Origin of the sequence: Pseudomonas sp. Y39-6 (assembly GCF_023651955.1) — a bacterium.
Classification (GTDB): Bacteria; Pseudomonadota; Gammaproteobacteria; order Pseudomonadales; family Pseudomonadaceae; genus Aquipseudomonas; species Aquipseudomonas veronii.
In genome coordinates, this window is sequence record NZ_CP069594.1 from 2,394,127 (window position 1) to 2,406,609 (window position 12,483).

Consider the following 12,483-nt stretch of genomic DNA (forward strand, 5'->3'; position numbering starts at 1 on the left):
GTAATACGCTGCTGCTTCTGTGTGCAGACGATTGGACGGACGAAGCGATGAAGGACTTTCAGCCAGGCGACCCCATGACCCGGTTCTACGATGCCCGCGGCAATATCTATGGGGTGGTCAGCCCGGCCTGTTTGCGTCGCCACGGGGTCGAGGTGCCCGACACTGCGGCCCTCGCGGCGAGCCGGCGCGACGCTTGGGCACTGCCGGCTATTGCCGCCGAATGTGGCTGGGGGCCTTCGCCGCGTCCGGCTGGCGCCAAGGCGCACCGTTGTGATGGGTTGTTGGTCGGGCCGTTCCAGGCGGCGCCGCCGTTCGACCTGTTGATCGTCAACACTGACGGCTCCCTTGCGGAGCGCAGTGGCAATGGCCTGACCATCTTTGCCCAGGCGCTGAGCGATCAGGGCTTGATGACGCAGGGCTGCGAGCTGCGGGTGCATCACGATAAACAGGATGCGAAGTCGCCGCTGGCCACCTATGTCGAACCGGCACTGCACGAGCAGGTGCGTGGGTTCTGGCTGGCGTTGGGGCAGCCGGCGTTCGGCCCGCTGGCGGTCGGCGCGGACCTGCCTGGCGCCGAAGAGGGGGCGTTCAGCCATGTGTCCGCGCTGGCGGCGATCAACCCGGCATGGACGCGCAGCCAGTTTGTGCGGGTGGGCAACCCCCATTGCGTGACGTTGGTGTACCAGGCCGCTGCGCTGCCGGACAATCTGCCGATGCACCAGAGCGCACTGTTCGAGCCCTTGCAGGCGATTGCATTTGCGCCACCTGCCGGGCGTGGCCAGCCCTGTGTGGCCGGGGTCAACTTGCAATGGGCTGCCCAGGCGTCCGGCAATCGAGTGCTTGCGCGGGTGTTCGAGCGGGGAGAGGGGCCGACGGCGTCCTCCGGGACCAGCGCCTGTGCCGTGGCGTGCGCCGCGTGGCGCGCCGGTTGGGTCGCGGGCGGGGAGGTCGCGGTGGTGATGCCGGGCGGTACGGTGCCGGTTCGGTTGCAGATTCAGGATGCGACAGTGCTGAGCGTCAGCCTGTTCGGGGCTGCGCGGCCGCAGCTCGATGCAGGGCCGCGCGGCTGATCGCGTCGAGTCGTATCAGCGGCTGTCCATGGAACCCCGCGTGCTACAAAAACGTCACCTGCGCCGGCTGGCGCTTCATCAACACCTTGCCGTTGCGGATCGAGTACAGCGCCAGGCCCTGGCTGCGAATCACCTCGTAGTCGCTGTCGGCCGAGAGGATCAACAGGTTGGCCGGCCGGCCGGGTTCAAGCCCATAGCGATCGCCGAGGGCCATGGCCTTGGCACTGTTGTCCGTGACCAGGTCCAGGGCGTTTTGCAGGTTGCGGTAGCCGAGCATGTGGCAGATGTGCAACCCGGCTTCGAGCACCCGCAGGATGTTGCCGTTGCCCAGGGGGTACCAGGGATCGACGATGGAGTCCTGGCCGAAGCACACGTTCATGCCGGCTTCCAGCAGTTCGTTGACGCGGGTGACGCCGCGCCGTTTCGGGAAACTGTCGAAGCGCCCTTGCAGATGAATGCTTTCGGTGGGGCAGGAGACGAAGCTGATACCGGAATGCCCGAGCAGGCGGAACAGTTTGGCGCAGTAGGCGTTGTCGTAGGAACCCATGGCCGTGGTGTGGCTGGCGGTGACGCGGGCGCCCATGTCGCGGCTGCGCGCTTCTTCGGCGAGCACTTCGAGGAAACGCGAGTGCGGGTCGTCGGTTTCGTCGCAATGCACGTCGACCAGGCAGCCGCTGCGTTCGGCCAGGTCCATCAGGAACTTCACCGAACTCACGCCCTGGTCGCGGGTGTATTCAAAGTGGGGGATGCCGCCGATCACGTCGGCGCCCAGGCGGACGGCTTCTTCCATCAGCTCGCGGCCGTTGCGGTACGACTCGATGCCCTCCTGGGGAAAGGCGACGATTTGCAGGTCGATCAGGTGCGCAGTGTCCTCGCGCACTTCGAGCATGGCTTTGAGCGCGGTGAGGTCCGGGTCGGTGACGTCGACGTGGGTACGCACATGCTGGATACCGTGGGCGGCGAGGGCCTGGATGGTTTTCCTGGCGCGGGCCTTGGTGTCTTCGTGGGTGATGGTGGCTTTGCGTTCGCCCCAGCACTCGATCCCTTCGAACAGGGTGCCGCTCATGTTCCAGCGCGGCTCGCCGGCGGTGAGGGTGGCGTCGAGGTGGATGTGCGGTTCGACGAAGGGCGGTATCACCAGGTTGCCGGCCGCGTCGAGGTCGTCGGGCCCCGCCGTGGGGGCTGTGGTTTGCGGCGTGATGCTGGCGATCCGGCCGTGTTCCAGGTGCAGATCATGCAGGCCTTCACGGTTGCGCAGGCGGGCGTTGATGATGTGCATGGGCAAGTTCCTCTTGGCTAAAAACAATCAGGCAGACAGCCGCCAGATCATCAGCGCGATGCCGATGTCCAGGCGGTCATACGAATTATCCAGCCTCAGCCCGCACAGGGCTTCGATGCGCTGGACGCGGTGCGTCAGGGTATTGCGGTGGACGGCCAGGCGCTGCGCGGCGGCCACAAGGTTACCATTCTCGTGGAACCAGGCTTCGAGGGTCGGCAGCAGGCTTGGGCCATGGTGCAGGTCGTGGCGCAGCAACGGGCCCAGGCGGTCATTGAGAAACTGGTCGAGCAGCGCACGATCGCGCACGCCGCTGAGCAGCTTCAATACGCCGAGTTCGTCATACACGCAGAGCCCGGCGCGTTCGCTGAAGCGCCGCGCGGCGGCCAACGCCTGGCGCGCTTCATCCTGCGCCTGGGCCAGGCGCGCCGGCGGGTGGGCGGCGGCGCTCAGGCCGATGAACAGTTTCAGCGGCGCCAGACGCAGGTTCAGCGGCTTCAACCAATTGGCCAGTTGTTCCCGGTTAGCCAGCGCCGCGACGGCATCGGCGGCCGGCAGCAGCAACGTCCATTGGCCGGCGCGCCCGAGTACCGGCACCGCGGCCGACAACTGCCGCAAGCGCCGGGTAATGCTGTCGTGTTGCCGCGCCAACTGCGCTTCCATCTGCGCGGCCTCACCCTGGGCAAATAACGCGTCGCTGCCCTCCAACTGCAACTGCACGATTTGCCAATGGCCGGCCAGGGGCATGCCCAACTGGGCGGCGCGGTGCAGCAGCAGATCCAACGATTGATAGTCACCGGCCAGCAACCGCTCCAGCACATCGTGCCGCGAGCGGCCCAATTGCTCCGACTGGATCAACGCCGAACCGATCGCCTGGGTCACCAGCACCATTTTCAGTGAGTAAGGCTGTTCGATCAGCGGCATGTCGGCGGCTTCGGCGGCGTCCAGCAAGCGCTGGGGAATCGCCTGGATGTAGGCCGGCCCGGTGAGAATCACCAACCCGGCCACCTGACGCAGGCAGGCTTCCTCCAGCAGTTGCAGCAAATTCGCTTCGTCCCGTGGGTGATTGATACCGGTGACGAACACCAGTTCGCCCCCCAGCACCCACTCGGCGATGCCGCTGTTCTCTGCGACATACGGCCAGCGCACGGCATTCTCCAGGCCCGCCGCCCCGGCGCGCAGGCACAGGGAATCCAGCCCCGGCAGGGCGAGCACATCGGCGATGGTCAGGCTCATGCCTGTGCGTCAGCCAACGGTGCCCGCACGCGCAGTACGGCGCTGAGTAGCATGTAGGTCAGCGACGCGGCGACGATCCCCACCAACGGCGCCACCCAGGGCGAATTGAACGCCAGTACGGTGCCCACGGCGTAGGCGGTCAGCCCCGGCCAGTTGAACGCCGGCAGGCGCGCATCGGCCAGGCGCGGATAGCGGCCGCGGTAGCGATAGAAAAAGTCCGCCATGATCACCCCGCCAATCGGTGGAATCACCGTGCCCAGCAGGATCAGGTACGGCACCAGCATGTCGTACATGCCGAGCAGCGCCAGCAGCGTGCCGATCACCGCACCTGCCAGGGTCACCGTCTTGCGGCGGCGGGTGCGCAGCAGGTTGCAACCGGCCACGGCGAAGTTGTAGATGGTGTTGTCCTGCGTGCTCCAGATATTGAGCAGCAACATCGCCATCGCGGCCGTGGCAAAGCCTTGCAGCAGCAACACCTCCACCACGTCGGGCTGTTGATAGACGATGGCGCCATAAGCCCCGATCAGCACCATCAAGCCATTGCCGACAAAGAAACCGATCAGGCTGGCGAGCACCGCGACCTTGGCCGAGCGCGAAAAGCGCGTCCAGTTGGTGGCCTGGGTCGCGCCGCTGACAAAGGTGCCGAACACCAGGGTGATCGCCGTCGACAAGTCCAGTTCCGACGTCGGCACCACCGCCAGCAAGCCTTGCAGCCCGCCGACTTTCACCGTGGCGACCCACATCGACAGGCACAACAGAATGCCCATGGCCGGCACCGCGATGTAGGACAGAATCTCCAACCCGCGATAGCCCACGTAGGCCGTGGCGCAGAACAGCAGGCCAAACAGCACCATCAGCACCAGCACGCTGCCCTGGCTCAGCTCGAAATATTTGCCCAGCACCACGGCGGCGGTGGCGGTGCCCCAGGCGTACCAGCCGATCTGGGTGAAACCGAGGATCAAATCACTGAGCTTGCTGCCGACTTCGCCAAAACAGAAGCGCCCCATCAGCACCGAGTTCAGGCCGCTCTTGAACGCGATGTAACCCAAGCCTGCGGCATAAATGCCCAACAGCAGGTTACCCAAGGCCACGACGCCGAGCATGTCGACGAAACTGAACGCCACGCCCAGCTTGCCGCCGGCAAACATGGTCGCGGTGAAAAAGGTGAAGCCCAGCAGCACCATGGCGGTGGACGCCAGGCCCTTGCGTGCGTGCATCGGGACTTCGCTGAGGGGGTAATCGTTGCCCGGTTCTTGCTGCGTCATGTGCCTTGCTCCCTGAATGAGTGACGCAGGCCTATTGCACCGCGCGTGCCAATTGAGCAGCAGTGACGGGCGCACGGTGGGTGTTGTGCAGTATGCACAGGATTTATCGCCAGACAGGCGCGGAACGCGGGCGGGAGTGGTCGCGGTGCCCAATCGGGCACGAAAGCGGTGCAGCGGTGATACAAATTGGATCAGTCGAACAGCGTCAGCGTGGTTTCGCCGCGATGAAACGCAAAGGCCGCCTCGAGATCGCTTTCGATGGTGCGCCCACGGGACAGCGGCGGCAGGTCGTCGAGGGTGAAAAAGCCCACCTCGGTGGTTTCGAACCCGGCCGTCGGCGCCAGTTGGTCGACCCGTTCACACAGGAAATACAGCTTGTAGAAGTCCCGCACATCCGGGCGATACAAGCCCTTGGCCTTGTGCGTGACGCTGTAGAGCGCCCGCGCCGTCACGGTCAGCCCGGCTTCCTCGCGGATCTCCTTGACGATGTTTTCTGCGGCCGACAGACCGATATCGGCATAGCCCCCCGGCAGCGCCCAGCAACCATCGGTCGCCTCGCGTACCAGCAGAATGCGCTCGCCGTCGATCACCGCGCCGCGGACATCGATCATTGGCGTCGAATAGCGCTGGGCGAAATCCGGGACCAGCCCGCTGATGCGCTCCAGCGGCACATTGCCCAATTGCGCGAGCATGCTGTGGGCGATCTCGGCAATTTCTTCCAGGCGCTCGCGTTCGAAGTCGTCGGTGCAAAAATGCAGCCCCGTGGAAGCCAATGCCTGCAAGCGTTTGGCCTGGGCCAGCCAGGTGTTTTCCATGGGGCGCTCCCGCAGGGCGTTGACGTGAGGGTTACTCGCCGCGATAGATGCAGCCGCTGGTGCAGGTTTCATGGATGCGAATCGCGCTGAGTTCCGGCAGCAGGGGTTTCAATTCGGTCCAGATCCATTTGGCCAGTACTTCGCTGGTGGGGTTTTCCAGGCCGGGGATGTCGTTCAGGTAGTTGTGGTCGAGGCGTTCATAGAGCGGCTTGAAAATCGCCTTGATCTCCGAGAAGTCGCGAATCCAGCCGGTATGGGGGTCCAGGTCGCCGCTCAGGTGGATCGCCACCTTGAACGAATGCCCATGCAGGCGCCCGCATTTGTGGCCGTCTGGCACGTGGGGCAGGCGGTGGGCGGATTCGAATGTAAATTCCTTGAAGATTTCCACAGTATTTTTCAGCTCGGTCAGGTTTCTGGCAGGCGGCGAGTTTAACAGTTACATCGCGCCTCGCGCATACCGCTGGGTCAAAGCGCCTGCAAGCGCTCGCCCAGGCCACCCTGGTCGGCCAGGTGCAGAAACTCATCGCCCAGGCGCCGGCTCTCGCTCATTGCGGTTTGCCAGTATTTGTTGCGACTCGCGTCATCGCCCAGAAAGCGCTTGAAGTCGCTGCGGTCCGGCAGTTTGCCGTGGGGCAGGCGGGCCAGGTAGTCCTTCGACGGCGCCAGCAGCAACACGTCCTGCAAGCCTTGTTGATTGCTGCGTCGCCACGGCAGGCCCTTGTCGAACCAGCCGGGGATGACGCGGTCGGTGAAGTGCGGGTACAGCACGATGTCATCGCCGTGGTAGGGCAGGTCGAGGTGGTAATCCAGCAGGCCGCCGTCGCGGTAGGTGCCCGCGCCAGCGCCCGGCAGGTCGCGCACGCCTTGCATCACCATGGGGATCGAGCCGGACGCCAGCAGCGCCTGGCGCAGGTTGCCCAGGTTCAGGTCGAGGAAGCGCGACGGAAAATCCCGCAGCGCATGCACTGGCGGCGCCTGGCGTGGGTCATGGATGATCAGCCGCTCGAAATGCCGCGACAGCCGCGCACGGCCGCGCAGGTTGTCGGCAATCACCGACGACAGGCCCAGGCCCAGCCGCCCGCGGTGGTCATCGGCGAGCAGGCCGTGGCTCTTGACCACCATGATGTTCAGCCGATAGTCGGCGTTGTCCAGTACCCGCGCATCGCGCCCGGCCAGCAGGTCGTCGAGCATGCGCCGGCAGCTCTGGCTGACCTCGGCCATGGTCACGCCTTTGGCGAAGCGTTGTTCGTTGTACAGGCGGCCGAGGTCGAGCAGGCCTTGCACCGGGTCGGGCAGGCAGGCGCTGGCAAACCGCCAGGAACCGATGGAGGCACCGATCAGCGCACGTTCGCGTGGCGCGCGGGGCAGCCACTCGCCGAACAGCGCCAGGTCCAGGCCCTGGATGCCCAAGGCCTTGGGCCCGCCTGCCGCACCGGGAAGGATACCGACATCGGCAGGCTTGAGGCCTTGCTCGCGAATGCGCGCAAAGGCGCGTTTGCCGGCCTTGAGGGTCAGGGCGGGAAACTTGATGTGGATGGCTGTCATACCGGTCTCTGTTGAAGCGAGCGGGGCAGTATAGAAAATCTCGCCGGGTGAAGGAAAATGCGGGTGACGCGAATTGCCATGGTGGCAATTCAGTTTCAGTTAAGTTGCCGCGGATACGCTGGCGGGTGTAGGACAAATATCGTGAAACGGAGACTCAGCATGAAGCGTCTCACAATGCTGGTCGCCGCCGGGTGCGCGGCCTCTTTGGCGGCACAGGCCCTGGCAGCCGACCCCGACAAGTCACTCCGCGGGCCCGGCACTGTTACTATTGTCGCCTTCGATCAGCTGGACGCCACGGCCCTGGCCTTGCATCCCGGTTCGACCCTGCTGGACACCGACCTGGACGAGGTCTACGGCAAGTACCTCTACGAGGTCGAACTGGAGGATGTCGACGGCATCGAATGGGAGGTTGAATTGGACGCGCTCACCGGGCATGTGCTCAAGAATCATCAGGATACGTAATGAAGGTATATCGACGCGCCGCTGGCTGGGCGGGGCTGGTGCTCCTGGCGTTTTGCTCAAGCCTGTCAGCCCGCGACCTCAACCAGGACGAAGCCTTGGCACTGCGCCAGCAGGGGGTGATCCTGCCGCTCGAGCAACTGTTGCAGCAGGCCATGGCGCGCCACCCCGGCTCGCGGCTGCTGGAGGCCGAGCTTGAGAAAAAGGACGAGCAATATGCCTATGAAGTGGAACTGGTGACGACCGACGGTGTGGTGCGCGAGATCAAACTCGACGCCACCAGCGGTGCGCTGATCAAAGACGAGGAAGACTGATGCGCCTGCTGTTGGTGGAAGACAACGTACCGCTGGCCGATGAACTGCTGGCCGGCCTGCAGCGCCAGGGCTATGCCGTCGATTGGCTGGCCGATGGGCGCGATGCCGCGTACCAGGGCCGCAGCGAACCCTATGACTTGATCATCCTCGACCTCGGCCTGCCCGGCTTGCCCGGGCTCGAGGTGTTGGCGCAATGGCGCGCGGCCGCGCTGGCCACCCCGGTGCTGATCCTCACCGCGCGCGATTCCTGGGCCGAGCGCATCGAAGGGCTCAAGGCCGGCGCCGACGATTACCTGAGCAAACCGTTTCACCCCGAAGAACTGCACCTGCGTGTCCAGGCGCTGTTGCGCCGTTCCCATGGCCAGGCCAACCAGCCGACCTTGCAAGCGGCCGGCCTGCACCTGGATGAAGGGCGCCAATGCGTGCTGCGCGACGGCGACGAAATCCAGCTGACCGCCGCCGAGTTTCGCTTGCTGCGCTATTTCATGTTGCACCCGCAACAGATCCTGTCGAAAAGCCATCTGGCCGAGCATTTATATGACGGTGAGACCGAGCGCGATTCGAATGTGCTCGAAGTCCACGTCAACCACCTGCGCCGCAAATTGGGCCGCAGCGTGATCGAAACCCGGCGCGGCCAGGGTTACCGGTTCGGCGCCAGTCCTGCATGAAGTCGATCCAGCGGCACCTGAGCCTGGGGCTGATCAGCGTGATGGTGGTGGTCGGCGTGGTGCTGGCGCAAACCAGCCTGTGGTTGTTCGAAGCCGGTTTGCAGCGCTATTTGGAGGCCGGCCTGCGCAATGACAGCGAGAACCTGCTGGTGGCGCTGGTGCGCGGGCCGAATGGCGTGCAACTCGACGAGCAACGCCTGGCGCCGGCCTATCAGCGGCCGTTCTCGGGGCATTATTTCCGTATCGATTTCGCCGACATCCACTGGCGCTCCCGCTCGTTGTGGGACCAGGAGCTGCCACGCCTGCCCGCGGCCGGGCTCAAGGGCAATCTGCAGCTGGGGCCGGAAGGCCAGCAACTGTTGGTACTGCGCTCGGACTACAAGCGCTTCGGCCAATTGATTTCCATCAGCGTGGCCCAGGACTACACGCCCGTGCGCGAAAGCTTTCGGCTGATGCGTCAGATCGGCCTGGTGCTGGGGGTGGCGGCCCTGTTGCTGGTGTTGATCCTGCAACGGGTCACGGTCCGTCGCGCCTTGCGCCCGCTGGAAGTTGCGCGCAACCAGATCGCCCAGCTGCAACAGGGCCAGCGCTCGCAACTCGACACCCAGGTGCCGCAGGAGCTGGAACCGCTGGTGGCGCAGATCAACCACCTGCTGGCTCACACTGAAGACAGCCTCAAGCGTTCACGCAATGCCCTGGGCAACCTCGGCCACGCGCTGAAAACCCCGCTGTCGGTGCTGTTGAGCGCGGCGTCGAGCGAAGCGCTCAAGGATCAGCCGCGCTTGCGCACGCTGCTGCGCGAACAGCTTGAACAGGTGCAACAGCGCCTCGACCGCGAACTCAACCGCGCACGCCTGGCCGGCGACACCCTGCCGGGCGCCTTGTTTGATTGCGCGAACGAACTGCCGGGCCTGCTGGCGACCCTGAACATGGTCCACGGCGACCACCTGGACTTGAGCCACCACGCCGTCCCTGGCCTGCAATTGCCCTGGGACCGCGAAGACCTGCTGGAGCTGCTCGGCAACCTGCTGGACAACGCCTGCAAATGGGCGGATGCGCAGGTGCGCCTGAGCATCGGCGAGACGCCGCACAGTTACCTGCTGGCGGTGGAAGACGACGGCCCCGGCATTCCCGAAGCCCAACACGACCGGGTGTTCAGCCGTGGTACGCGCCTGGACGAGCAGACCGACGGCCATGGCCTGGGCCTGGGAATCGTGCGCGATATCGTCGAGGTGTGGGGCGGGGTGTTGCAGTTGCAGGAAAGCCAACTGGGCGGGCTCAAGGTGCTGATCGAACTGCCCAAACGCTGAGGTCGTTCAAAAATGGGGGGAGGGGGCTTACCCCGGTACAGACCGGAGACATCCTTTACGTTTGAAACCGGAGACATCGTTTACATGTATTAATCATGGCCTGGCGATGACCAGCCGATCAAAAGTGTGGGAGGGGGCTTGCCCCCGATAGCGGTGAATCAGTCGATGTAGCCTTTGACTGACCCACTGCAATCGGGGGCAAGCCCCCTCCCACATTGGATTTCCTTCAGAGTTGGTGTCGGTCACTCACACCTGGAAATGATCCATCAACCCCTGTTGCTGATTGGCCAGGTGGTTCAACGCCTGGCTGACGCGCGCCGATTCGTTGGCCTGTTCCGACAGCGACTCGGTGACATCGCGGATTGTCGCCACGTTGCTGTTGATCTCCTCGGCCACTGCGCTTTGCTCTTCGGCGGCGCTGGCGATCTGTAGGTTCATGTCGCTGATCACTGTGACCGCGGCGCCGATCTGGCGCAGGGCGGTGACCGCCTCGCCGACTTGTTCGACGCTGCTCTGGGCCTGGCGATAGCTGTTGCCCATGGCGCCGACCACATCGGTGGTGCCGCTTTGCAGTTGCTCGATCACCAGGCGGGTTTCTTCCACCGACTCCTGGGTACGACGCGCCAGGTTGCGCACTTCGTCGGCGACCACGGCAAACCCACGGCCGGCCTCACCGGCCCGGGCCGCTTCGATGGCGGCGTTGAGGGCCAGCAGGTTGGTCTGCTCGGCGATGCCGCGAATCACTTCGAGCACCGAGCCGATCTGTGCACTGTTGGTCGCGAGGCCTTCAACCTGGGTCATGGCGGTGCTCATGTCCGCCGCCAGATGGCCGATGTTGGTGGTGGTGCGGTCGATCACCTGCAGGCCGTCACGGGTGGCCTGGTCGGCATCGCGCGCGGCTTGGGCGGCCTGGGCCGCACTGCGGGCGACGTCCTGGGCGGTGGCGCTCATTTCATGGGAGGCGGTGGCCACCTGGTCGACCTGGCGGTATTGCTGCTCCATGCCAGCGCTGGTTTCGCTGGCGATCGCGGCGGATTGGTCGGCGGTGCCGCGGGCGTCCTGCACCGAGCGTTTGACCTCGGCGATGATCGGCTGCAGTTTGTCGAGGAAGCGGTTGAACCAGCCGGCCAGTTGCCCCAGCTCGTCCTGTTTGGCGTAGTCCAGGCGGCGGGTCAGGTCGCCTTCGCCGCTGGCGATGTCTTCGAGCATGTGCGCCACGCTCAGGATCGGCCGGGTCACGCTGCGCGCCATCAGCCACACCAGTCCCAGGCCGATCACGGCGGCGAGCAGGCCCAGGCTCAACTCGAGCAGGGTGCCACGGGCGTTGTCGGCGTCCAGTTGCGCCTTGAGCGCTTCGGCCGGGCCTACCAGGATTTTTTCCGGCACATCCAGCAACACGCCCCACGGCTTGCCGCCGGGGATCGGCGTGAACGGTGCCAGGACCTTGAGTCGATGGTCGGCGCGCAGGCTGCTGATCCGCGTACTGCCGGCCAGGGCGCTGAGCAATTGCGCGCCGCTGGCGGTGTCGACCTGGTCCAGGCGCTGGCTGAGCTTGCTCGCATCCGGGCTGTAGCCGGCCAGCAAGCCGGTGGCGCTGAGAATGCTGACCTGGGTCTGGCCGTCATACAGCGTGTGGCTCGCCTGCTGGCTCACCGCCTGCAGGCTGTTGAGGTTGATGTCCACCGACAGCGAGGCGATGACTTTGCCATTCACTATCAGCGGGAACACGAGGCTGGTCATCAGTACGTTTTGGCCGTCGATGACATAGAAGTACGGTTCGATCACACACGGTTTGAGGGTGGTGCGCGGGCAGGTGAACCAGGCGTTGGCCTTTTCTCCACTCGGGCCGATGCTGGTGTCGGACATGTCGCTTTCGGGCAGCGACATGGCGGTGAGTTTGCCGGGCGTCGGCTGTGACCAGTAGAGGGCGAATCGGCCTTTGTCGTTGCTGCCCAGCTCTGGCTGGTTGACGAACAGCTCATCCTTGCCGTCCAGGGCATTGGCTTCGAACACCAGGGACAAGCCGAGCAGGTCGGGGTTGGCCTGCAAGGCGGCCTTGACCTGGCGGGTCAAGTCTTCACGGGTGTCGAAGGCGTCAAGGAAGCGCTTTTCTGCCTGTTCGCGCAGGAACAGCACCTGGCGGGAAAACCCGTGACCGTATTGATAGGCATCCATGAACTGCTGGCGGATGCCCAGCGCCTGCGCTTCGCCCTGGGCTTCGATACGCGCCTGGGCCGCTTCGTCGAGCATGTGCATGCTGGAGGCTTTGACCTGCTGCGAACTCTGTTCCATGCGATACAGCGACAGACCCACCAGCAGGGTCACGATCCCCAGCAGGCAGAGGCCGGCGAGCAGGGTGATTTTCCATTGAATGGACAGCTGTCTGAGGGACATCGCGGAGCATCCTTTACCTGAAAACATAGAGAGCCTTTATATCGGCGGCTGTATTTTTTTCTTTATTCAAACGTTCAATTTAAATTTGAAAGCGACGTCGTTTTTTGACATGCGACCGCGCCTGCTGCAAA

General features: G+C 64.5%; 12 protein-coding genes and 1 pseudogene. 5 read left to right on the top strand and 8 right to left on the bottom strand.

Going from position 1 to position 12,483, the window contains the following annotated elements; translation table 11 throughout:
- Positions 1–74: 74 nt before the first annotated feature.
- Positions 75–1,070, top strand: a complete 996-nt coding sequence (locus tag JN756_RS10985) for a diaminopimelate epimerase (RefSeq protein ID WP_201022099.1) — start codon at positions 75–77, stop codon at positions 1,068–1,070.
- Positions 1,071–1,113: 43 nt separating this feature from the next.
- On the opposite strand, the gene codA is transcribed toward JN756_RS10985, so the two are convergent.
- The 6 genes from codA to JN756_RS11015 all read right to left on the bottom strand — a co-directional run bounded on the left by codA (position 1,114) and on the right by JN756_RS11015 (position 7,207).
- Positions 1,114–2,349, bottom strand: coding sequence for a cytosine deaminase (gene codA, locus JN756_RS10990; RefSeq protein ID WP_046384046.1), 1,236 nt, complete (start codon positions 2,347–2,349; stop codon positions 1,114–1,116).
- Between the two features lie 27 nt (positions 2,350–2,376).
- Positions 2,377–3,582: a PucR family transcriptional regulator gene (locus tag JN756_RS10995; RefSeq protein WP_046384045.1), complete on the bottom strand. Its 1,206-nt coding sequence runs from the start codon at positions 3,580–3,582 to the stop codon at positions 2,377–2,379.
- The gene (codB, locus tag JN756_RS11000) at positions 3,579–4,847 is read right to left on the bottom strand and encodes a cytosine permease (RefSeq protein ID WP_017847008.1); all 1,269 of its coding nucleotides are present in this window, start codon (positions 4,845–4,847) and stop codon (positions 3,579–3,581) included. The genes JN756_RS10995 and codB overlap by 4 nt, the downstream gene beginning before the upstream one ends.
- 191 nt (positions 4,848–5,038) lie before the next feature.
- Positions 5,039–5,662, bottom strand: a complete 624-nt coding sequence (locus tag JN756_RS11005; RefSeq protein ID WP_057004896.1) for an NUDIX hydrolase — start codon at positions 5,660–5,662, stop codon at positions 5,039–5,041.
- Positions 5,663–5,693: 31 nt separating this feature from the next.
- The gene (gene queD / locus JN756_RS11010) at positions 5,694–6,050 is read right to left on the bottom strand and encodes a 6-carboxytetrahydropterin synthase QueD (protein ID WP_017736453.1); all 357 of its coding nucleotides are present in this window, start codon (positions 6,048–6,050) and stop codon (positions 5,694–5,696) included.
- A gap of 77 nt (positions 6,051–6,127) precedes the next feature.
- On the bottom strand, positions 6,128–7,207 hold the full coding sequence (locus JN756_RS11015; RefSeq protein WP_201022100.1) for a patatin-like phospholipase domain-containing protein: 1,080 nt from the start codon (positions 7,205–7,207) through the stop codon (positions 6,128–6,130).
- A 159-nt stretch (positions 7,208–7,366) separates the two neighbouring features.
- Between JN756_RS11015 and JN756_RS11020 the strand changes: the two genes are divergently transcribed.
- Genes JN756_RS11020 through JN756_RS11035 form a run of 4 tightly spaced genes read left to right on the top strand, consistent with a single transcriptional unit; the run spans position 7,367 to position 9,958 of the window.
- Complete coding sequence (locus tag JN756_RS11020; RefSeq protein WP_057004898.1) at positions 7,367–7,669, top strand: PepSY domain-containing protein; 303 nt, start codon at positions 7,367–7,369, stop codon at positions 7,667–7,669.
- Positions 7,669–7,980, top strand: a complete 312-nt coding sequence (locus tag JN756_RS11025) for a PepSY domain-containing protein (protein WP_017847012.1) — start codon at positions 7,669–7,671, stop codon at positions 7,978–7,980. The genes JN756_RS11020 and JN756_RS11025 overlap by 1 nt, the downstream gene beginning before the upstream one ends.
- Positions 7,980–8,648, top strand: a complete 669-nt coding sequence (locus tag JN756_RS11030) for a response regulator transcription factor (RefSeq protein WP_046384042.1) — start codon at positions 7,980–7,982, stop codon at positions 8,646–8,648. Before JN756_RS11025 ends, JN756_RS11030 begins: the two co-directional genes overlap by 1 nt.
- A complete protein-coding gene (locus JN756_RS11035; protein ID WP_046384041.1) occupies positions 8,645–9,958 on the top strand; it encodes a sensor histidine kinase in 1,314 nt (437 codons plus the stop codon). Before JN756_RS11030 ends, JN756_RS11035 begins: the two co-directional genes overlap by 4 nt.
- Before the next feature lie 246 nt (positions 9,959–10,204).
- Here JN756_RS11035 and JN756_RS32365 read toward each other — a convergent pair whose 3' ends face one another.
- Both JN756_RS32365 and JN756_RS32370 read right to left on the bottom strand, forming a co-directional pair.
- Entirely contained in the window at positions 10,205–10,960 is a 756-nt protein-coding gene (locus tag JN756_RS32365; protein WP_376740623.1) for a methyl-accepting chemotaxis protein, read from the bottom strand.
- A 102-nt stretch (positions 10,961–11,062) separates the two neighbouring features.
- Positions 11,063–12,379: pseudogene (locus JN756_RS32370) on the bottom strand (PDC sensor domain-containing protein); the annotation flags it as partial.
- Positions 12,380–12,483 lie beyond the last annotated feature (104 nt).

What these genes read in the sequence shown, in the direction of transcription:
- JN756_RS10985 (WP_201022099.1), top strand. Translation starts at nt 75, where the DNA reads ATGACCCGGTTCTACGATGCCCGCGGCAATATCTATGGGGTGGTCAGC.
- JN756_RS11020 (WP_057004898.1), top strand. Translation starts at nt 7,367, where the DNA reads ATGAAGCGTCTCACAATGCTGGTCGCCGCCGGGTGCGCGGCCTCTTTG.
- JN756_RS11035 (WP_046384041.1), top strand. Translation starts at nt 8,645, where the DNA reads ATGAAGTCGATCCAGCGGCACCTGAGCCTGGGGCTGATCAGCGTGATG.
- codA (WP_046384046.1), bottom strand. Translation starts at nt 2,349, where the DNA reads ATGCACATCATCAACGCCCGCCTGCGCAACCGTGAAGGCCTGCATGAT.
- JN756_RS11030 (WP_046384042.1), top strand. Translation starts at nt 7,980, where the DNA reads ATGCGCCTGCTGTTGGTGGAAGACAACGTACCGCTGGCCGATGAACTG.
- codB (WP_017847008.1), bottom strand. Translation starts at nt 4,847, where the DNA reads ATGACGCAGCAAGAACCGGGCAACGATTACCCCCTCAGCGAAGTCCCG.
- JN756_RS11005 (WP_057004896.1), bottom strand. Translation starts at nt 5,662, where the DNA reads ATGGAAAACACCTGGCTGGCCCAGGCCAAACGCTTGCAGGCATTGGCT.
- JN756_RS10995 (WP_046384045.1), bottom strand. Translation starts at nt 3,582, where the DNA reads ATGAGCCTGACCATCGCCGATGTGCTCGCCCTGCCGGGGCTGGATTCC.
- JN756_RS11025 (WP_017847012.1), top strand. Translation starts at nt 7,669, where the DNA reads ATGAAGGTATATCGACGCGCCGCTGGCTGGGCGGGGCTGGTGCTCCTG.
- JN756_RS32365 (WP_376740623.1), bottom strand. Translation starts at nt 10,960, where the DNA reads ATGGAGCAGCAATACCGCCAGGTCGACCAGGTGGCCACCGCCTCCCAT.
- JN756_RS11015 (WP_201022100.1), bottom strand. Translation starts at nt 7,207, where the DNA reads ATGACAGCCATCCACATCAAGTTTCCCGCCCTGACCCTCAAGGCCGGC.